Source organism: Pseudomonas ovata, assembly GCF_003131185.1.
Lineage (GTDB): Bacteria > Pseudomonadota > Gammaproteobacteria > Pseudomonadales > Pseudomonadaceae > Aquipseudomonas > Aquipseudomonas ovata.
Map to the genome: position 1 here is coordinate 151,865 of NZ_QFFU01000008.1, position 14,471 is coordinate 166,335.

Here is a 14,471-nt window from a genome sequence, read left to right on the forward strand (position 1 = left end):
GAGACATTCATGACCCAGACCACCCCCCGTTCAAACCCCTGCGCGTTTGAAATCACCCGACGCGAAACCTGTTTCCAGGGGTTTTACAAACTCGACAAGCTGTACCTGCGCCATGAACTGTTCAATGGTGGCACCGGTCGCGAAATCGGCCGTGAACTGTTCGTGCGCCATGATGCGGTCTGCGTGCTGCCCTACGATGCCAAACGCGATGAAGTGGTGTTGATCGAGCAGTTCCGGGTCGGTGCCCTGGAGAAAGTCGGCAACCCGTGGCTGATCGAACTGGTCGCCGGGCTGATCGACAAGGATGAGCAACCGGAAGAGGTTGCTCATCGTGAGGCAGAAGAGGAAGCTGATCTTGCATTCCAGGCCCTGTGGCCGATTACCCGGTACTTTCCTTCGCCGGGCGGCAGTGATGAATACGTTCATCTTTTCCTGGGACAATGCGACAGCCAGGGCGCCGGTGGCGTGCACGGGCTGGAGTCGGAGGGGGAGGACATCCGCGTCACGGTCTGGTCGTTCGACGACGCCCTGCAAGCCGTGGCCGATGGCCGGATCATGAACGCGGCAACCATCATTGCCTTGCAATGGCTGGCCTTGAACCGCGCTGAAATAAGGGGGCTATGGTCGTGAATCTCTTGCGCGAGCGCTATCGTGTCGATCTTGCCGGCCTGCAGGCAGCATGCGAGGCCAACTACGCCCGCCTGATGCGCCTGCTGCCCGACATGCGCACGCAAAAAAGCTCGCGCCGGGTGGCCGTGACCCAGGGCGAGCAGATGCTCGGCGTACTGGCGGTCGAAGTGCTGCTGGACTGCCCGTACACCACTACCTTGCAGGTCAGCCAGGAGCACAGCCTGCCCTGGCTGCCGGTGCCGCGCCTGGAAGTGCAGGTCTATCATGACGCGCGCATGGCCGAAGTGATCGGCGCCGAACATGCGCGGCGCTTTCGCGGCATCTATCCCTACCCGAACACCCACATGCACCAGCCCGACGAAAAAGCCCAGCTCAATCTGTTCCTGGGCGAGTGGCTGAGTCACTGCCTGGCCTGCGGCCATGAATACGAAGCCGTAAGGTAGGAGCGCGCTTGCCCGCGACCGGCTGCGCAGCAGTCGTAAATTTGTAGCGTTTCGCAGATCTAAAACCGTAAATTGCTAGCGTTTCGCAAATCTCCAGCCATGAATTTTCAGCGTTTCGCAGATTTCCAATCATAAACTTGCAGCGTTTCCCGGATTTTTGCGAGCGCTGCGCACTCGGTCGCGGGCAGAGCGCGCTCCTACGACAGCCGACGGGTGTCAGCTGCCGGCACAGCGATAATGGCCTTTCGATCATCATTGCTGTGATCGACCACTCAATTCCCGGTTTGCCGTACCCGGCAACAGCTACCATAATTCGCCACGTATCGCCCCCGGGAGACGGCCGTTGCCGAGTTCATCTATCAAGGACTCTTCAGTCCTGCTGGTCCAGTTGTCCGACAGTCACCTGTTCGCCGAGGCGGACGGCACGCTGATGGGCATGAATACCCGTGAGGGGCTGGAAAATGTGCTCGAGCTGGTAAAGGCCGAGCAGCCGCATATCGACCTGCTGCTGATGACCGGGGATATTTCCCAGGACGGTACCGTGCAGTCGTACCGGGCGTTTCGTGAGCTCAGCGAGCCGCTGGGCGTGCCGGTGCGCTGGTTGCCGGGCAACCATGACGAATGGGCGCAGATGAACGAGGCGGCGCAAGGCAGCGAAGTCCTGGTGCCGGTGACGGACATCGGTGGCTGGCGGGTCACCATGCTCAACTCCGAGGTCGAGGGGGCGGTGTTCGGTCATCTGGACGAGCTGCAGCTGCAATTGCTCGAGCAATCGCTCATCGACGCACCCGATCGCCATCATCTGGTGTGCCTGCATCATCACCCTGTACCCATCGGTTGCGCCTGGATGGTGCCCATCGGCCTGCACAACGCCGTGGCGCTGTTTGCCGTGCTCGATCGCTACCCGCAGGTGCGGGCGGTGCTGTGGGGGCATGTGCACCAGGCCTTCGATGAGGTGCGCGAGGGCGTGCGCCTGCTGGCCACGCCGTCCACCTGCATCCAGTTTGCGCCCGGCAGCGAGGCATTCGGCCTCGACACCGCCGCCCCCGGCTATCGCTGGCTGAGGCTGCACGACGACGGACGGCTGGACACCGGCATCAGCCGGCTGGCCGGGACGGATTTCGGGGTGGATTTCTCCGGTACTGGTTATTGATACAGTTTGAAGGTGCATTTCTGCCCCCGGACTCCTGTAAACTATGCGGCTTTGTGACGTTGCGAGTTTTCGGAGGCCTGGCGTGACCGGCGATAACCCCACTCTGCTGTACATCCACGGCCTGAACAGTTCGGCCCTGTCGAAGAAGGCCACCCAGTTGACGACCCTGATGCACTCGCTGGGCCTGCAGGCGCAGGTGCGGGTGCCGGAGTTGCATCACCATCCCCGCCAGGCCATCGGCCAGCTGGATGAGGCCATCGAGTCGCTGGGTCGGCCATTGCTGGTCGGCAGCTCGCTCGGCGGCTACTATGCGACCCATCTTGCGCAGCGCCATGGACTCAAGGCCGTGCTGATCAACCCGGCGGTCAATCCGCACCGGTTGTTCGACGGCTTCCTGGGCACCCAGCAGAACCTCTACACCGGCGAGCGCTGGGAGCTGACCCTCGACCATGTGCAGGCGCTGGCCGAGCTGGAAGTCCCGGCCCCGAGCGATCCGCAACAGGTCCGGGTGTGGCTGCAGACCGGCGACGAAACCCTCGACTACCGCCGTGCCGAGGCGTTCTACGCCCGTTGCAGCCTGGATATCCAGGACGGCGGCGACCACAGCTACCAGGGCTTTGCCGCGCGCCTGCCGGAACTGCTGGCCATCGCCGGCTTTGCCCCGTCGGTGTTGCAGGCGATTGACCTTTCACGATTGTGAAAGGCAAGCGTGCGACGATGCGGCACCCTGTGCGATCTTTCATGAATCCTTGATAACGAGAACCCATGGCCACTCCCAGCGCTAGTTCCTATAACGCCGATGCCATCGAAGTCCTCTCGGGCCTCGATCCGGTTCGCAAGCGTCCGGGCATGTACACCGACACCTCGCGGCCCAACCACCTGGCCCAGGAAGTCATCGACAACAGTGTCGACGAAGCCCTGGCCGGTCACGCCCGCTCGGTGCAGGTGATCCTTCACGCCGACCACTCCCTGGAAGTCAGCGATGACGGTCGCGGCATGCCGGTGGACATTCACCCTGAAGAAGGCGTGTCCGGGGTCGAGCTGATCCTGACCAAGCTGCACGCCGGCGGCAAGTTCTCCAACAAGAACTACCAGTTCTCCGGCGGCCTGCACGGCGTGGGGATTTCGGTGGTCAACGCGCTCTCGACCCAGGTGCGGGTCAAGGTCAAGCGCGATGGCAACGAATACCAGATGACCTTCGCCGACGGCTTCAAGGCCTCGGACCTGCAGGTGGTCGGTACGGTGGGCAAGCGCAACACCGGCACCAGCGTGTATTTCAGCCCGGACCCCAAGTATTTCGACAGCCCGAAGTTCTCCGTCAGCCGCCTCAAGCATGTGCTCAAGGCCAAGGCCGTGCTGTGCCCGGGGCTGCTGGTCAGCTTCGAGGACAAATCCACCGGCGAGAAGGTCGAGTGGCATTACGAGGACGGCCTGCGCTCTTACCTGCAGGATTCGGTCACCGACTTCCTGCGCCTTCCCGACGAGCCGTTCTGCGGCAGTTTTGCCGGCAATAAAGAGGCAGTGGACTGGGCCTTGCTGTGGTTGCCCGAAGGCGGTGACAGCGTGCAGGAAAGCTACGTCAACCTGATCCCCACCGCCCAGGGCGGCACCCACGTCAACGGCCTGCGCCAGGGCCTGCTCGATGCGATGCGCGAGTTCTGCGAGTTCCGCAACCTGCTGCCGCGCGGTGTGAAGCTGGCGCCGGAAGACGTCTGGGAGCGCATTGCCTTTGTGCTATCGACCAAGATGCAGGAGCCGCAGTTCTCCGGCCAGACCAAGGAGCGCCTGTCGTCGCGTGAAGCGGCGGCCTTCGTCTCCGGGGTGGTCAAGGACGCGTTCAGCCTGTGGCTCAACACGCACTCGGACCTGGGCATGCAACTGGCAGAACTGGCGATCAACAACGCCGGCCGCCGGCTGAAGGCCAGCAAGAAGGTCGAGCGCAAGCGCATCACCCAGGGTCCGGCCCTGCCGGGCAAGCTGGCCGATTGTGCCGGGCAGGACCCGGCGCGCTCCGAGCTGTTCCTGGTCGAGGGCGACTCGGCCGGCGGTTCCGCCAAGCAGGCCCGTGACAAGGAGTTCCAGGCCATCCTGCCGCTGCGCGGCAAGATCCTCAACACCTGGGAAGTCGACGGCGGCGAAGTGCTGGCCAGCCAGGAAGTGCATAACATTGCCGTGGCCATTGGTGTCGATCCGGGCTCGGCCGACATCGGCCAGCTGCGCTACGGCAAGATCTGCATCCTGGCCGACGCCGACTCCGACGGCTTGCACATCGCCACCTTGCTGTGCGCGCTGTTCGTCCAGCATTTCCGCCCGTTGGTGGATGCGGGCCATGTGTATGTGGCCATGCCGCCGCTGTACCGCATCGACCTGGGCAAGGAGATTTTCTACGCCCTGGACGAAGCCGAGCGCGATGGCATCCTCGACCGCCTGGTGGCCGAGAAGAAACGCGGCAAGCCGCAGGTCACGCGCTTCAAGGGCCTGGGTGAAATGAACCCGCCGCAGTTGCGTGAAACCACCATGGACCCCAACACCCGGCGTCTGGTCCAGCTCACTCTGGACGACTATGCCGCGACCACGGAAATCATGGACATGCTGCTGGCCAAGAAGCGCGCTTCCGATCGCAAGGCCTGGCTTGAAGCCAAGGGCAACCTGGCCGAGGTCCTGAGTTGAGGCGAGCCTGGCTCGCCGCGCTGACCTTGCTGGCGGTTCCGGCTCACGCGCAGGTACCGCTGCAGCAACTCAAGCTGCTCTCGGAACACCCGGTAGAGGGCATGACCGGCGGTAACCTGTCGGGCCTGGCCCTGTGCGACGGTCAATTGTGGACGGTGTCGGACCGCGATGACCGCGTGCTCTATCGACTGGACCGCACGCAGACCGTGTGGCAGGCCGAGGCGCACGAATTCGACGTGCCTGAGCCGCACAGCGACCTGCCGGCCCGCCTGCGTTCGCTGGCCACCCTGTCAACCGTGGTCCGCGGCGGCAGCCTGGATTATGAAGGCATCAGCTGCGACGCGGCGGGCAACCGCTATGTGGTCAGCGAAGCCACCGCCGCGGTGCTCAAGGTACCGGCGACAGGGCCGGCCACCTGGCTGGTCCTGCCGCCGGCGCTGGTGGCCCAGGCTCAGGCCAAGGGCATGTTGCAGCACTTCAATGCCCTCTTCGAAGGTATCGCCATCGATCCGCAGGGCGAGCGACTCTGGCTGGCAGCGGAGCGTCAGGAGCGCGGCCTGCTGGTGGTGCGGCGCGAGGGCGAGCAATGGCGCTGTGCGCCGGACTGCGTGCTGTATGCCCAGGTCGACCACCCACCCACCGGCCGGGCCGACAAGGCCATCACGTCATGGGACTTTGCCGACTTGTCGCTGTACCAGGGCAAGCTGTTTACCCTGGAGCGCTCGGTGTACCGGATCTGCCGGCGTGACCCCGAAGACGGCGTGGCCGAGCGCTGCTGGTCGTTCGGCCATGAGGCCCGGCAGCCAGAGCGACGCTATGATCAGCCCTATGGCCTGACCGAAGCGCTGGTGATCGACGGCACCGGGGCCTGGATCGGCACGGACAACAACTTCGGCGCCCGCGCCGATGGTGAAAAACGACCCGTCGTCTGGCGTTTTGCAGCGCCTGCCGGCGGCTGGAGCGCGCCATGACCTCACCGCAGCCTGGCCGGCGTGCCGGCAAGATCCTGATGCTCATGGCCTGGGCGGCCGGGCTGTTTCTGGCCACGCGCTTTTTTGGCGAGTGGGAAGACAAGCAGCACAACCCCAATACCGCCATGGAGTCGGTGCACACCCAGGGGGCGATAGAAGTGCGCCTGGTGGGCAACCGACAGGGGCATTTTGTCGGCACCGCACGCCTCAACGGTCGCGACGTACCGTTCATGATCGACACCGGCGCCACCGATGTCGCCATCCCTGGTGACCTGGCCGACGAACTGGGCCTGGAGCGCGGCGTACCGGTCACGGTCAGCACCGCCAACGGCCGGGTGCAGGGCTTTCGCACCCGCCTGGACCGGGTCCAGTTGGGCGAGATCGTGCTGCGCGATGTGCGGGCGCTGGTAACCCCCAGCCTGGATGGCGATGAAATCCTGCTGGGCATGAGCGCGATGAAACAACTCGAATTTACCCAGCGTGGCGGCACCTTGCTGCTGCGCCAGACGACCCCTTAATGACGAGGCCCGCATGAGCGACTCCCTTGACCTCAGCCTGGACGGCGTCGAACGCCGCTCCCTGGCCGACTTCACCGAACAGGCCTACCTCAACTATTCCATGTACGTGATCATGGACCGCGCCTTGCCGCACATCGGCGACGGCCTCAAGCCGGTGCAGCGTCGTATCGTGTACGCCATGAGCGAGCTGGGCCTGGGCGCCGACGCCAAGCACAAGAAGTCGGCCCGCACCGTGGGCGACGTGCTCGGCAAGTTCCACCCGCACGGCGACTCGGCCTGCTACGAGGCCATGGTGCTGATGGCCCAGCCGTTCAGCTACCGCTACACCCTGGTCGATGGTCAGGGCAACTGGGGTGCACCGGATGATCCCAAGTCGTTCGCGGCCATGCGCTACACCGAGGCGCGCCTGTCGCGCTATTCCGAAGTGCTGCTCAGCGAACTGGGCCAGGGCACGGCCGACTGGGTGCCGAACTTCGACGGCACCCTCGATGAGCCGGCGGTGTTGCCGGCGCGGTTGCCCAATATCCTGCTCAACGGCACCACCGGCATCGCGGTCGGCATGGCCACCGACGTGCCGCCGCACAACCTGCGGGAAGTGGCCAGCGCCTGCGTGCGCCTGCTCGATGAGCCCAAGGCCACGGTCGAGCAGCTGTGCGAGCATATCCAGGGCCCTGACTATCCGACCGAAGCCGAGATCATCACCCCGCGTGCCGACCTGCTGAAAATGTACGAGACCGGCAAGGGCTCGGTGCGCATGCGCGCCGTGTACCGGGTCGAAGACGGCGACATCGTGGTGACGGCCTTGCCGCACCAGGTCTCCGGGGCCAAGGTGCTGGAGCAGATCGCCGCCCAGATGCAGGCCAAGAAGCTGCCGATGGTCGCCGACCTGCGTGACGAGTCGGACCACGAAAACCCGTGCCGCATCGTGATCATCCCGCGTTCCAGCCGTATCGATGCCGGCGAGCTGATGCAGCATCTGTTCGCCACCACCGACCTGGAGTCCAGCTACCGGGTCAACGTCAATATCATCGGCCTGGACGGCAAGCCGCAGCTCAAGAACCTGCGCATGCTGCTCAACGAGTGGCTGGCGTTCCGCATCAGCACCGTGCGCCGCCGCCTGCAGTTCCGCCTGGACAAGGTCGAGCATCGCCTGCACCTGTTGGAAGGCTTGCTGACCGCCTACCTGAACCTGGATGAAGTGATCCACATCATCCGCACCGCCGAACACCCCAAGGCCGAGCTGATCGCGCGCTTCGGGTTGTCGGAGATCCAGGCCGACTACATTCTCGACACCCGCCTGCGGCAACTGGCGCGCCTCGAAGAAATGAAGCTGCGCAGCGAGCAGGACGCCTTGCTCAAGGAGCAGGCCAAGCTCAAGGCCCTGCTGGGCAGCGACGCCAAGCTGCGCAAGCTGGTGCGTACCGAACTGATTGCCGACGCCGAAACCTATGGCGACGACCGCCGCTCACCGATCGTCGAGCGAGCCGAAGCCCGTGCGTTGTCGGAAAACGAGCTGATGCCGACCGAGCCGGTCACCGTTGTATTGTCCGAAAAGGGCTGGGTGCGGTGCGGCAAGGGCCATGACATCGACGCCACCGGGCTCTCTTACAAGGCTGGCGATGGCTTCAAGACCTCGGCCATCGGGCGTTCCAATCAATTTGCCGTGTTCATCGACTCCACCGGGCGCAGCTATTCGGTGGCCGCGCACACCTTGCCATCGGCCAGGGGGCAGGGTGAGCCGTTGACCGGCAAGCTGCAGCCACCGCCCGGCGCCAGCTTCGAATGCGTGCTGCTGCCTGATGACGAGGCGCTGTATGTGATTGCCTCCGATGCCGGCTACGGGTTTGTGGTCAAGGGCGAGGACCTGCAAGCCAAGAACAAGGCGGGCAAGGCGCTGCTGACCCTGCCGGCTGGCTCGAAAGTCATTGCGCCGCGTCCGGTGGGCGACCGCGAGAGCAACTGGCTGGCGGCGGTGACCACCGAAGGCCGGCTGCTGGTGTTCCGTATCAGCGACCTGCCACAACTGGGCAAGGGCAAGGGCAACAAGATCATCGGCGTGCCGGGTGATCGGGTGGCCAGCCGCGAAGAGTACGTCAGCGACCTGGCGGTCATCCCGCAAGGCGCCACCCTGGTGCTGCAGGCCGGCAAGCGCACCCTGTCGCTCAAGGCCGACGACCTTGAGCACTACAAGGGTGAGCGTGGGCGGCGGGGCAACAAGCTGCCCCGCGGGTTTCAGCGCGTGGATGCGTTATTGGTCGAAAACGGCTGAAAACACCCGTTTACTGCCAGCGATCTTCGGTTTGCGCCGAAGATCGCCGCAGAATCGCTGGAGTCATGAACGATATTAACGGATGATATGGGGTCTTCAAGCCGGCGTGGCTCTATGCCTGTATGACGCTGGCGAGCTTTCAATTTGTAACCTGCCGCTCACAGGTTCCTGGACGGGACGATGAATTTTCTACGCCTTCCCATTATTTTGCTGATGACCGGCGTACTTGGCCTGGCCGGTTGCAGCGTGCATCAACCGGCCGCGCTGTATCAGCTCGACAGCGGCCAGCCAGGCCAGCCCAGGCAGGGCACCGGTCTGGCGGTATTGCTGGGGCCGGTTTCGGTCGCGGACTACCTGCAACGCGAAACCCTTCTGCAACGCCAGCCTGACGGCACCCTGACCGCATCCCCCGACGGTCGCTGGGCCGGTAACCTGTCGTCCGATATCGACCAGTTGTTGCTGCGCCAGGTGGCCTGGAAACTCGACAGCCAGCGCGTGGTCCTGGCGCCTGCCCAAGGCGCCAACTTCGTGCCCGATGTGCAAGTGATCCTGTCGATCACCCGCCTGGACTCCGGCAGCAAGCAGCCGGCCATCCTTGACGCCCAATGGCGCCTGCTGGATCGCAAGGGCAAGGTGCGCGACAGCCGCCTGGTGCATCTGCAAGAGGTTCACAGCGGCAGTACGGCCGCCCAGGTCAAGGCCCAGGGCCTGCTCCTGCAGCGGCTGGCCGATCAGATCAGCACGGCGATCAAGCCGATCTCCTGGGTGATCGAAGAGCCAAAGAAAGCCGCGCCCATCGTGCGTGCCAAGCCTCAGGCCGACAAGCCGAAAATCCCCATGGCCGCGCCCATCCGTACCGATCTGGAAGTGTTCCGCTTCTGATTGCGCCTCTGCGCGCAGCCCCGTCAGGGACTGCGCGCTTTCCTGAACAACCGCGGGCAGAGACGGATGTGGCCGCCCCCGCGCTCCTGCAGCGTGTTTTATACGTCGTGCATCCGTGCCAGCTGGCGCTCGAGCATCGAGGGGTAGGGCTCCATCAGGCGTTCTACACAGCATGCGCCTTCGGGGCTGGCGATGGGGCGGATGCGGGCACGCTGGCGGATCAGTTCGTCGTCGTTGATCGAGCGCTCCACCAGCAGCAGGTTGCGGCTGTGCTGCGACAGGGCCAGGGCGTCCTGGGCCTTTTTGGTCAGTAGCAGGTCGATCTGGCTCAAGCCCTTGAGACCCTCGTCCAGCGTCAGGCCCAGTTGCAATTGCAAGGTAATGCCGCTGTCGGCGACTTCGACCTGCAAGGCATGACTCAGGGCGCGCAGCAGTTCACCGCAGCAGATGGCGTTGGTGAGGTAGTCCTCGCCGATGACCTGGCTGTGGAACAGCAACAAGGTGCTGCCGTCATTGAGGGTGTGCATCTCGCCGTCATACAGTGAGGCGGCCTGCTCCAGGCAATCGCGATAACGTTGCTGCAGGTCGGTCAGGCGTGCGCGCGGCAGGCGGCGCAACTGGTCCTGTGCACCCAGTTGGGCGGCGAGGATGGCGGTGTGCTGTGGTTCGTTATAGACAGGGACGACCGGTACCGGCATGGCCGCCGGGCGCACGACGGGTTCGTGCAGGTCGGCGAAGGCGTCATCGTCGTCCAGGTCCTCCTCGGCCATGATGCGTCGCGGCACCGGGGCCGGCGCCAGGCGTGGCCTGACAGGTTTTTCGATGATCTCGTCATGGGCCGAGAACGACTCGTCGCCCAGGTCGTCGTGCAGGTCCGGGTCGAACTCCGGCTCCGGTGCGGGCTCCGGAACCGGTGGCGCGAACGAAGCGCGCAACTGGCGGGCCAGGTCACCCACTTCGTCCTGGCGCTCGGTGCCCGGAGTGTAGGGGTCAATGTTGCGCAGCCACAGGCGCAACTGCAGCAGCGGCGTGGAAATGTGCCGGCCCAGGCGCAGGCTCAGGGCCAGGGCCAGGGCCAGCAGGATACCGGCCAGGATGCCCATGCTTTGCAGGCTGATGGTCAGCGGCTGCTGGAATTGCGACATGTCCAGGCTGATGCGCAGATGCCCGGCCATCACGTCCTGGAACGTGATCTTGATTTCGTACAGGCCCTGGCTTTCACCCAGCAACCCGCTTTTCGGACGCTGCCCGGCCTCGGCGAGAATGCGGTTGTCGACGCTGTAGATCGCCGCATGGGCCACCAGCGGATTCTTGACCAGGTTACCCAGCAGCACATTGAGGCTGAGGATGTCGTTGGCCACCAGCAACTCGGTGGCCGAGGTCGCCGTCTGGGTGGTCAGGGCCTGGCCCAGGGCGTCGGCCTGCTCGTGCATGGCCTGCTTGAACTGCAGGCCCATGACGCCGGCATAGATCACCAGGGCCAGCGCCACCAGAATCACGTTATGACTGGCGATACGCAGCGCGATCGGCACGCGGCGGTGACGCACGGCACGAAAGATCAGCAGGAAGAAGTTATCGGATTTGACAGGCGTGGGCCGGTTCACAGAGCGCGGCTCTTTCGAAGAAGTTGCCGCGCAGTATAGCGAGCGCCCCTGAGACGGCAAAGCGCTGGCTGTGCCCGGTGGGCCTTGAAAGCAGGTAGAATGCGATTTTTTTCCATAGCGGGGGTGCGCCTTGCGCGAAATCGTCCTGATTAACATCACTGGTGAGGATCGTCCCGGTCTCACCGCAGCCATTACCGGCGCTCTTGCCCAAGGTGGCGTGAACATTCTCGATATTGGTCAGGCGGTGATCCACGACACGCTGTCGTTTGGCATCCTGGTTGAGATTCCGGATACGGTGCAGGGTTCCTCGGTGCTCAAAGAGGTTTTGTTCACCGCCTACAAGCTCGACCAGCAAGTGCGTTTCACGCCCGTGTCCGAAGAGGACTACCAGCATTGGGTCGACGGTCAGGGCAAAGCCCGGCATATCGTGACCCTCCTGACCCGCAAGGTCACCGCCGAGCAACTGCAATGCGTCAGCTCGATCATTGCCCGCTATGGCCTGAACATCGACCAGATCGATCGATTGTCCGGGCGCACGCCACTGGATACGCCGGCAGACCAGAGCAAGGGCTGCATCGAGTTTTCCGTGCGCGGTGAAGCGGGTGATCTCAAGGCCATGCAGGCCGAGTTCCTCAGTGTCGCGCAAGAGCTGAACGTCGACATTGCGTTCCAGCAGGATTCGCTGTTCCGTCGCAACCGCCGCCTGGCGGTGTTCGACATGGACTCGACCCTGATCGAGGCCGAGGTCATCGACGAACTGGCCAAGGCGGCCGGGGTGGGCGAGCAGGTCTCGGCCATCACCGAGCGCGCCATGGCCGGCGAGCTGGATTTTCGCGCCAGCTTCAAGGAGCGCCTGGCGTTGCTCAAGGGGCTGGACGTCAGTGTGCTCGACGACATCGGCGCCTCGCTGCGCCTGACCGAGGGCGCCGAAAACCTGTTCGCCGAACTCAAGCGCCTGGGGTACAAGACCGCGATCCTGTCCGGTGGCTTTACCTACTTTGCCAAACAGTTGCAGCAGAAGCTGGGCATCGACTATGTATTTGCCAATGAACTGGAGGTGGTCGACGGCCGGGTGACCGGTGTGGCCGTGGAACCGATCGTCGATGCCCAGCGCAAGGCCGACCTGCTGCGCGAGCTGGCGCACAGGGAAGGCCTGAGCCTGGAACAGACCATTGCCGTGGGCGACGGCGCCAACGACCTGCCCATGCTGGCCATCGCGGGTCTGGGCGTGGCTTTCCGTGCCAAGCCGCTGGTCAAGCAGTCCGCCAAACAGGCAATCTCGACCCTGGGCCTGGACGGCGTGCTGTACCTGCTGGGCTTTCGCGACCGCGAAGGCCGTCATTAAGCGTTAAACGCTGACGGCCATGGCCGCCGTCAAAGCGTTCCCCAGAGCGAGTCGAACTCTTCGCCGCCCCGGGCCTTGTCGTGGCCGGCGACCTTCGGTGCCTCGAACAGCTGGTACTCGAACTGGTTGTAGCTGGCGCTGGCGATGTGGCGTGTCTTGAGGGCGGCGCGTGTTTCGTCGCCGTTGATGTTCATCATCACCTTGCTGCCCTCCTTGAAGGGCAATCGCGGTGCCAGCACCATCGGTGGTCTGTCCAGCGGCCGCACTTCGGGCAACATCAGGCTGCGCAGGTACTGGCTGTTCAGTTCTTCACCAATCAACTGCATGCCGCAGGGCTGGGCGAAGGGCGCGATCAGCTCGATGCCCATCTGCGTGCCGCCGCTGCGTACCTGGCGTATCCAGCGCACGATGGCAACGCTCCAGCCCAACCCGCTTTCATCCTGCAAGCCGATGACTTCGCCGGCCTGGAGCTGGCTGGGCACGTCCTTGTGCCAGGCCAGGCAATAACCGCCCGGGCTGTGGTTGACGATGTTGAGTTCATAGACCGGAAAGTCCTGCTGGGCGTTGTTGCCATCGGCATCGCTTTCGGCTTGCGGGTACTGGATTTCCTCGAACGGCAGCAAGGTCGAAGAGGTGTTGCCGCGCTGGGTGTCGAATGCCTGCGACCAGGGGTCGTCATGGTCATTGACGAGCTTGAGGCTGAAGTCCGCCGCCTGGATCACCGCCGGGAGTTGCAGTTGTTCGCTGAACGATTTGCGCCCGCCCAGGTAGTAGTGCAGGGCGCTCATGCCCAGGCACAGTTTCAGGGAACCCTGGCCCGGGATGCGCTGAAAGGTCCGCTCTGCCACATCACCCCAGGCCACTGCCAGGTGTTGCAGCAGGTCGGCACTGACCCCCGGTGGCACAGTCAGGCGTGCCTGTGCACGCTGCTCGGCTGGCAGTTCCAGGTATTGATGAATGGCACCGGCCAGGTTCAGGGGGTTGATGCCGAGCAGGCGCGGCAGGATCTCTTCACCATACAGATTGCGGTAACGCGGTGGTTTGTCGACGCCTGGATCCAGCGCGAACAGGCTGCCGTCCTCATGCGCATCCTGCAACCGGACCAGGCTGCTCCAGGCTTCGAGCGCCTCGGCCAGCCTGCCGATGTTGAGCTGGCGCATCTGGTTGCAGCGCGCATTGCCCATCATCAAGGCAATGACATAGGTCTGTTCGACGCTCAGGCTGCGCACATGCAGCGCCTGGGGTTCGATAACCTGCACGTTGTGCAGCTGCTGTTGACGTGCGATCTGGTAGATCTGGTGCAGCTCAAGCCACAGACCGTCCTGCACCGGGCAGTACAACTGACTGGCGCGTACCAGAGGGCCGTTCAGGCAATGCAGGGCACGCTGCAGTGCGGTGGTGAACACGGTGGCCTGATCACGGCTGTAGTGGGGCGCAACCTGATGAATGATCAGTTTGTAGCCGGTAGCCAGGTGGTTCTGCAGGGCCTGGCACAGGTTGGCAACCTTGCGCGGACGTTCGTCCAGCACGATGGACTGGTTGAGAAAGTGGCGCTCCAGGTGCTTGCACACGAAGTACACTTCCGGACGCAGCAGCTCCAGCAGTTGCAGGCGATTGTCGGTAGGGGTGAGCAGCAGGTTGAGTTCTGTAAGACCTTGATACAATTGCCGGGCCATTTCGCCGAGGTTGGCCTTGGGCAGTGTCGAGATCCAGCGCTTGAGATCGCGCGGATTGGCATCACAGAAGGTCAGGCTCGACTGTGTCGGTGCTGGAACACGCAACAACAAAGGAAAGCTCAATTTACTCATGTGACAGGCAGACTCCTGCGTATTACTGGCCCGAACGGTGGTCTTCGATCGGCACGCTGGCACCTGACTGAGTCAGGCCACTGGATGTGCCGGTTGAATACAAAGTGTCCTACAACACCGATGGGCCGACTGTAACAGTATCGACCTGATCCCGCAGCTTAATCTGGCTTATGGCCAT

The 14,471-nt window shown here is 63.7% G+C and carries 11 protein-coding genes and 2 pseudogenes; 10 read left to right on the top strand and 3 right to left on the bottom strand.

What is annotated here, in order from left to right; all coding sequences use genetic code 11:
* Window positions 1-9 precede the first annotated feature (9 nt).
* The 9 genes from DGA31_RS13590 to DGA31_RS13630 all read left to right on the top strand — a co-directional run bounded on the left by DGA31_RS13590 (window position 10) and on the right by DGA31_RS13630 (window position 9,536).
* Complete coding sequence (locus DGA31_RS13590) at window positions 10-630, top strand: NUDIX domain-containing protein (protein ID WP_109512903.1); 621 nt, start codon at window positions 10-12, stop codon at window positions 628-630.
* Window positions 621-1,073 carry a DUF1249 domain-containing protein gene (locus DGA31_RS13595; protein WP_056840639.1) on the top strand — a complete coding sequence of 151 codons (453 nt, stop codon included), beginning with the start codon at window positions 621-623 and terminating at the stop codon, window positions 1,071-1,073. The genes DGA31_RS13590 and DGA31_RS13595 overlap by 10 nt, the downstream gene beginning before the upstream one ends.
* 343 nt (window positions 1,074-1,416) lie before the next feature.
* Window positions 1,417-2,226 carry a 3',5'-cyclic-AMP phosphodiesterase gene (cpdA, locus tag DGA31_RS13600; protein ID WP_082481733.1) on the top strand — a complete coding sequence of 270 codons (810 nt, stop codon included), beginning with the start codon at window positions 1,417-1,419 and terminating at the stop codon, window positions 2,224-2,226.
* A gap of 82 nt (window positions 2,227-2,308) precedes the next feature.
* On the top strand, window positions 2,309-2,926 hold the full coding sequence (locus DGA31_RS13605) for a YqiA/YcfP family alpha/beta fold hydrolase (RefSeq protein ID WP_056840640.1): 618 nt from the start codon (window positions 2,309-2,311) through the stop codon (window positions 2,924-2,926).
* Between the two features lie 65 nt (window positions 2,927-2,991).
* The gene (parE, locus tag DGA31_RS13610) at window positions 2,992-4,896 is read left to right on the top strand and encodes a DNA topoisomerase IV subunit B (RefSeq protein WP_109512904.1); all 1,905 of its coding nucleotides are present in this window, start codon (window positions 2,992-2,994) and stop codon (window positions 4,894-4,896) included.
* The gene (locus DGA31_RS13615; protein WP_109512905.1) at window positions 4,893-5,867 is read left to right on the top strand and encodes an esterase-like activity of phytase family protein; all 975 of its coding nucleotides are present in this window, start codon (window positions 4,893-4,895) and stop codon (window positions 5,865-5,867) included. The genes parE and DGA31_RS13615 overlap by 4 nt, the downstream gene beginning before the upstream one ends.
* Window positions 5,864-6,385 carry a retropepsin-like aspartic protease family protein gene (locus DGA31_RS13620; RefSeq protein WP_109512906.1) on the top strand — a complete coding sequence of 174 codons (522 nt, stop codon included), beginning with the start codon at window positions 5,864-5,866 and terminating at the stop codon, window positions 6,383-6,385. Before DGA31_RS13615 ends, DGA31_RS13620 begins: the two co-directional genes overlap by 4 nt.
* A 13-nt stretch (window positions 6,386-6,398) precedes the next feature.
* Window positions 6,399-8,654 (top strand): DNA topoisomerase IV subunit A, encoded by a 2,256-nt coding sequence (gene parC / locus DGA31_RS13625; protein WP_056840644.1) that lies wholly within the window; start codon window positions 6,399-6,401, stop codon window positions 8,652-8,654.
* A gap of 180 nt (window positions 8,655-8,834) precedes the next feature.
* The gene (locus tag DGA31_RS13630) at window positions 8,835-9,536 is read left to right on the top strand and encodes a PqiC family protein (protein ID WP_056840645.1); all 702 of its coding nucleotides are present in this window, start codon (window positions 8,835-8,837) and stop codon (window positions 9,534-9,536) included.
* A 98-nt stretch (window positions 9,537-9,634) separates the two neighbouring features.
* Here DGA31_RS13630 and DGA31_RS30755 read toward each other — a convergent pair.
* A pseudogene (locus tag DGA31_RS30755) lies at window positions 9,635-10,345 on the bottom strand (histidine kinase); the annotation flags it as partial.
* A 74-nt stretch (window positions 10,346-10,419) separates the two neighbouring features.
* Window positions 10,420-11,140 (bottom strand): annotated as a pseudogene (locus DGA31_RS30760) (histidine kinase); the annotation flags it as partial.
* A gap of 130 nt (window positions 11,141-11,270) precedes the next feature.
* On the opposite strand from DGA31_RS30760, the gene serB reads away from it, so the two are divergent.
* Window positions 11,271-12,485, top strand: a complete 1,215-nt coding sequence (serB, locus tag DGA31_RS13640; RefSeq protein ID WP_056840647.1) for a phosphoserine phosphatase SerB — start codon at window positions 11,271-11,273, stop codon at window positions 12,483-12,485.
* 29 nt (window positions 12,486-12,514) lie between these two features.
* Here the strand turns inward: serB and DGA31_RS13645 are convergent, their stop codons facing one another.
* Window positions 12,515-14,293: a molecular chaperone gene (locus DGA31_RS13645; RefSeq protein ID WP_109512907.1), complete on the bottom strand. Its 1,779-nt coding sequence runs from the start codon at window positions 14,291-14,293 to the stop codon at window positions 12,515-12,517.
* Between the last annotated feature and the right edge of the window lie 178 nt (window positions 14,294-14,471).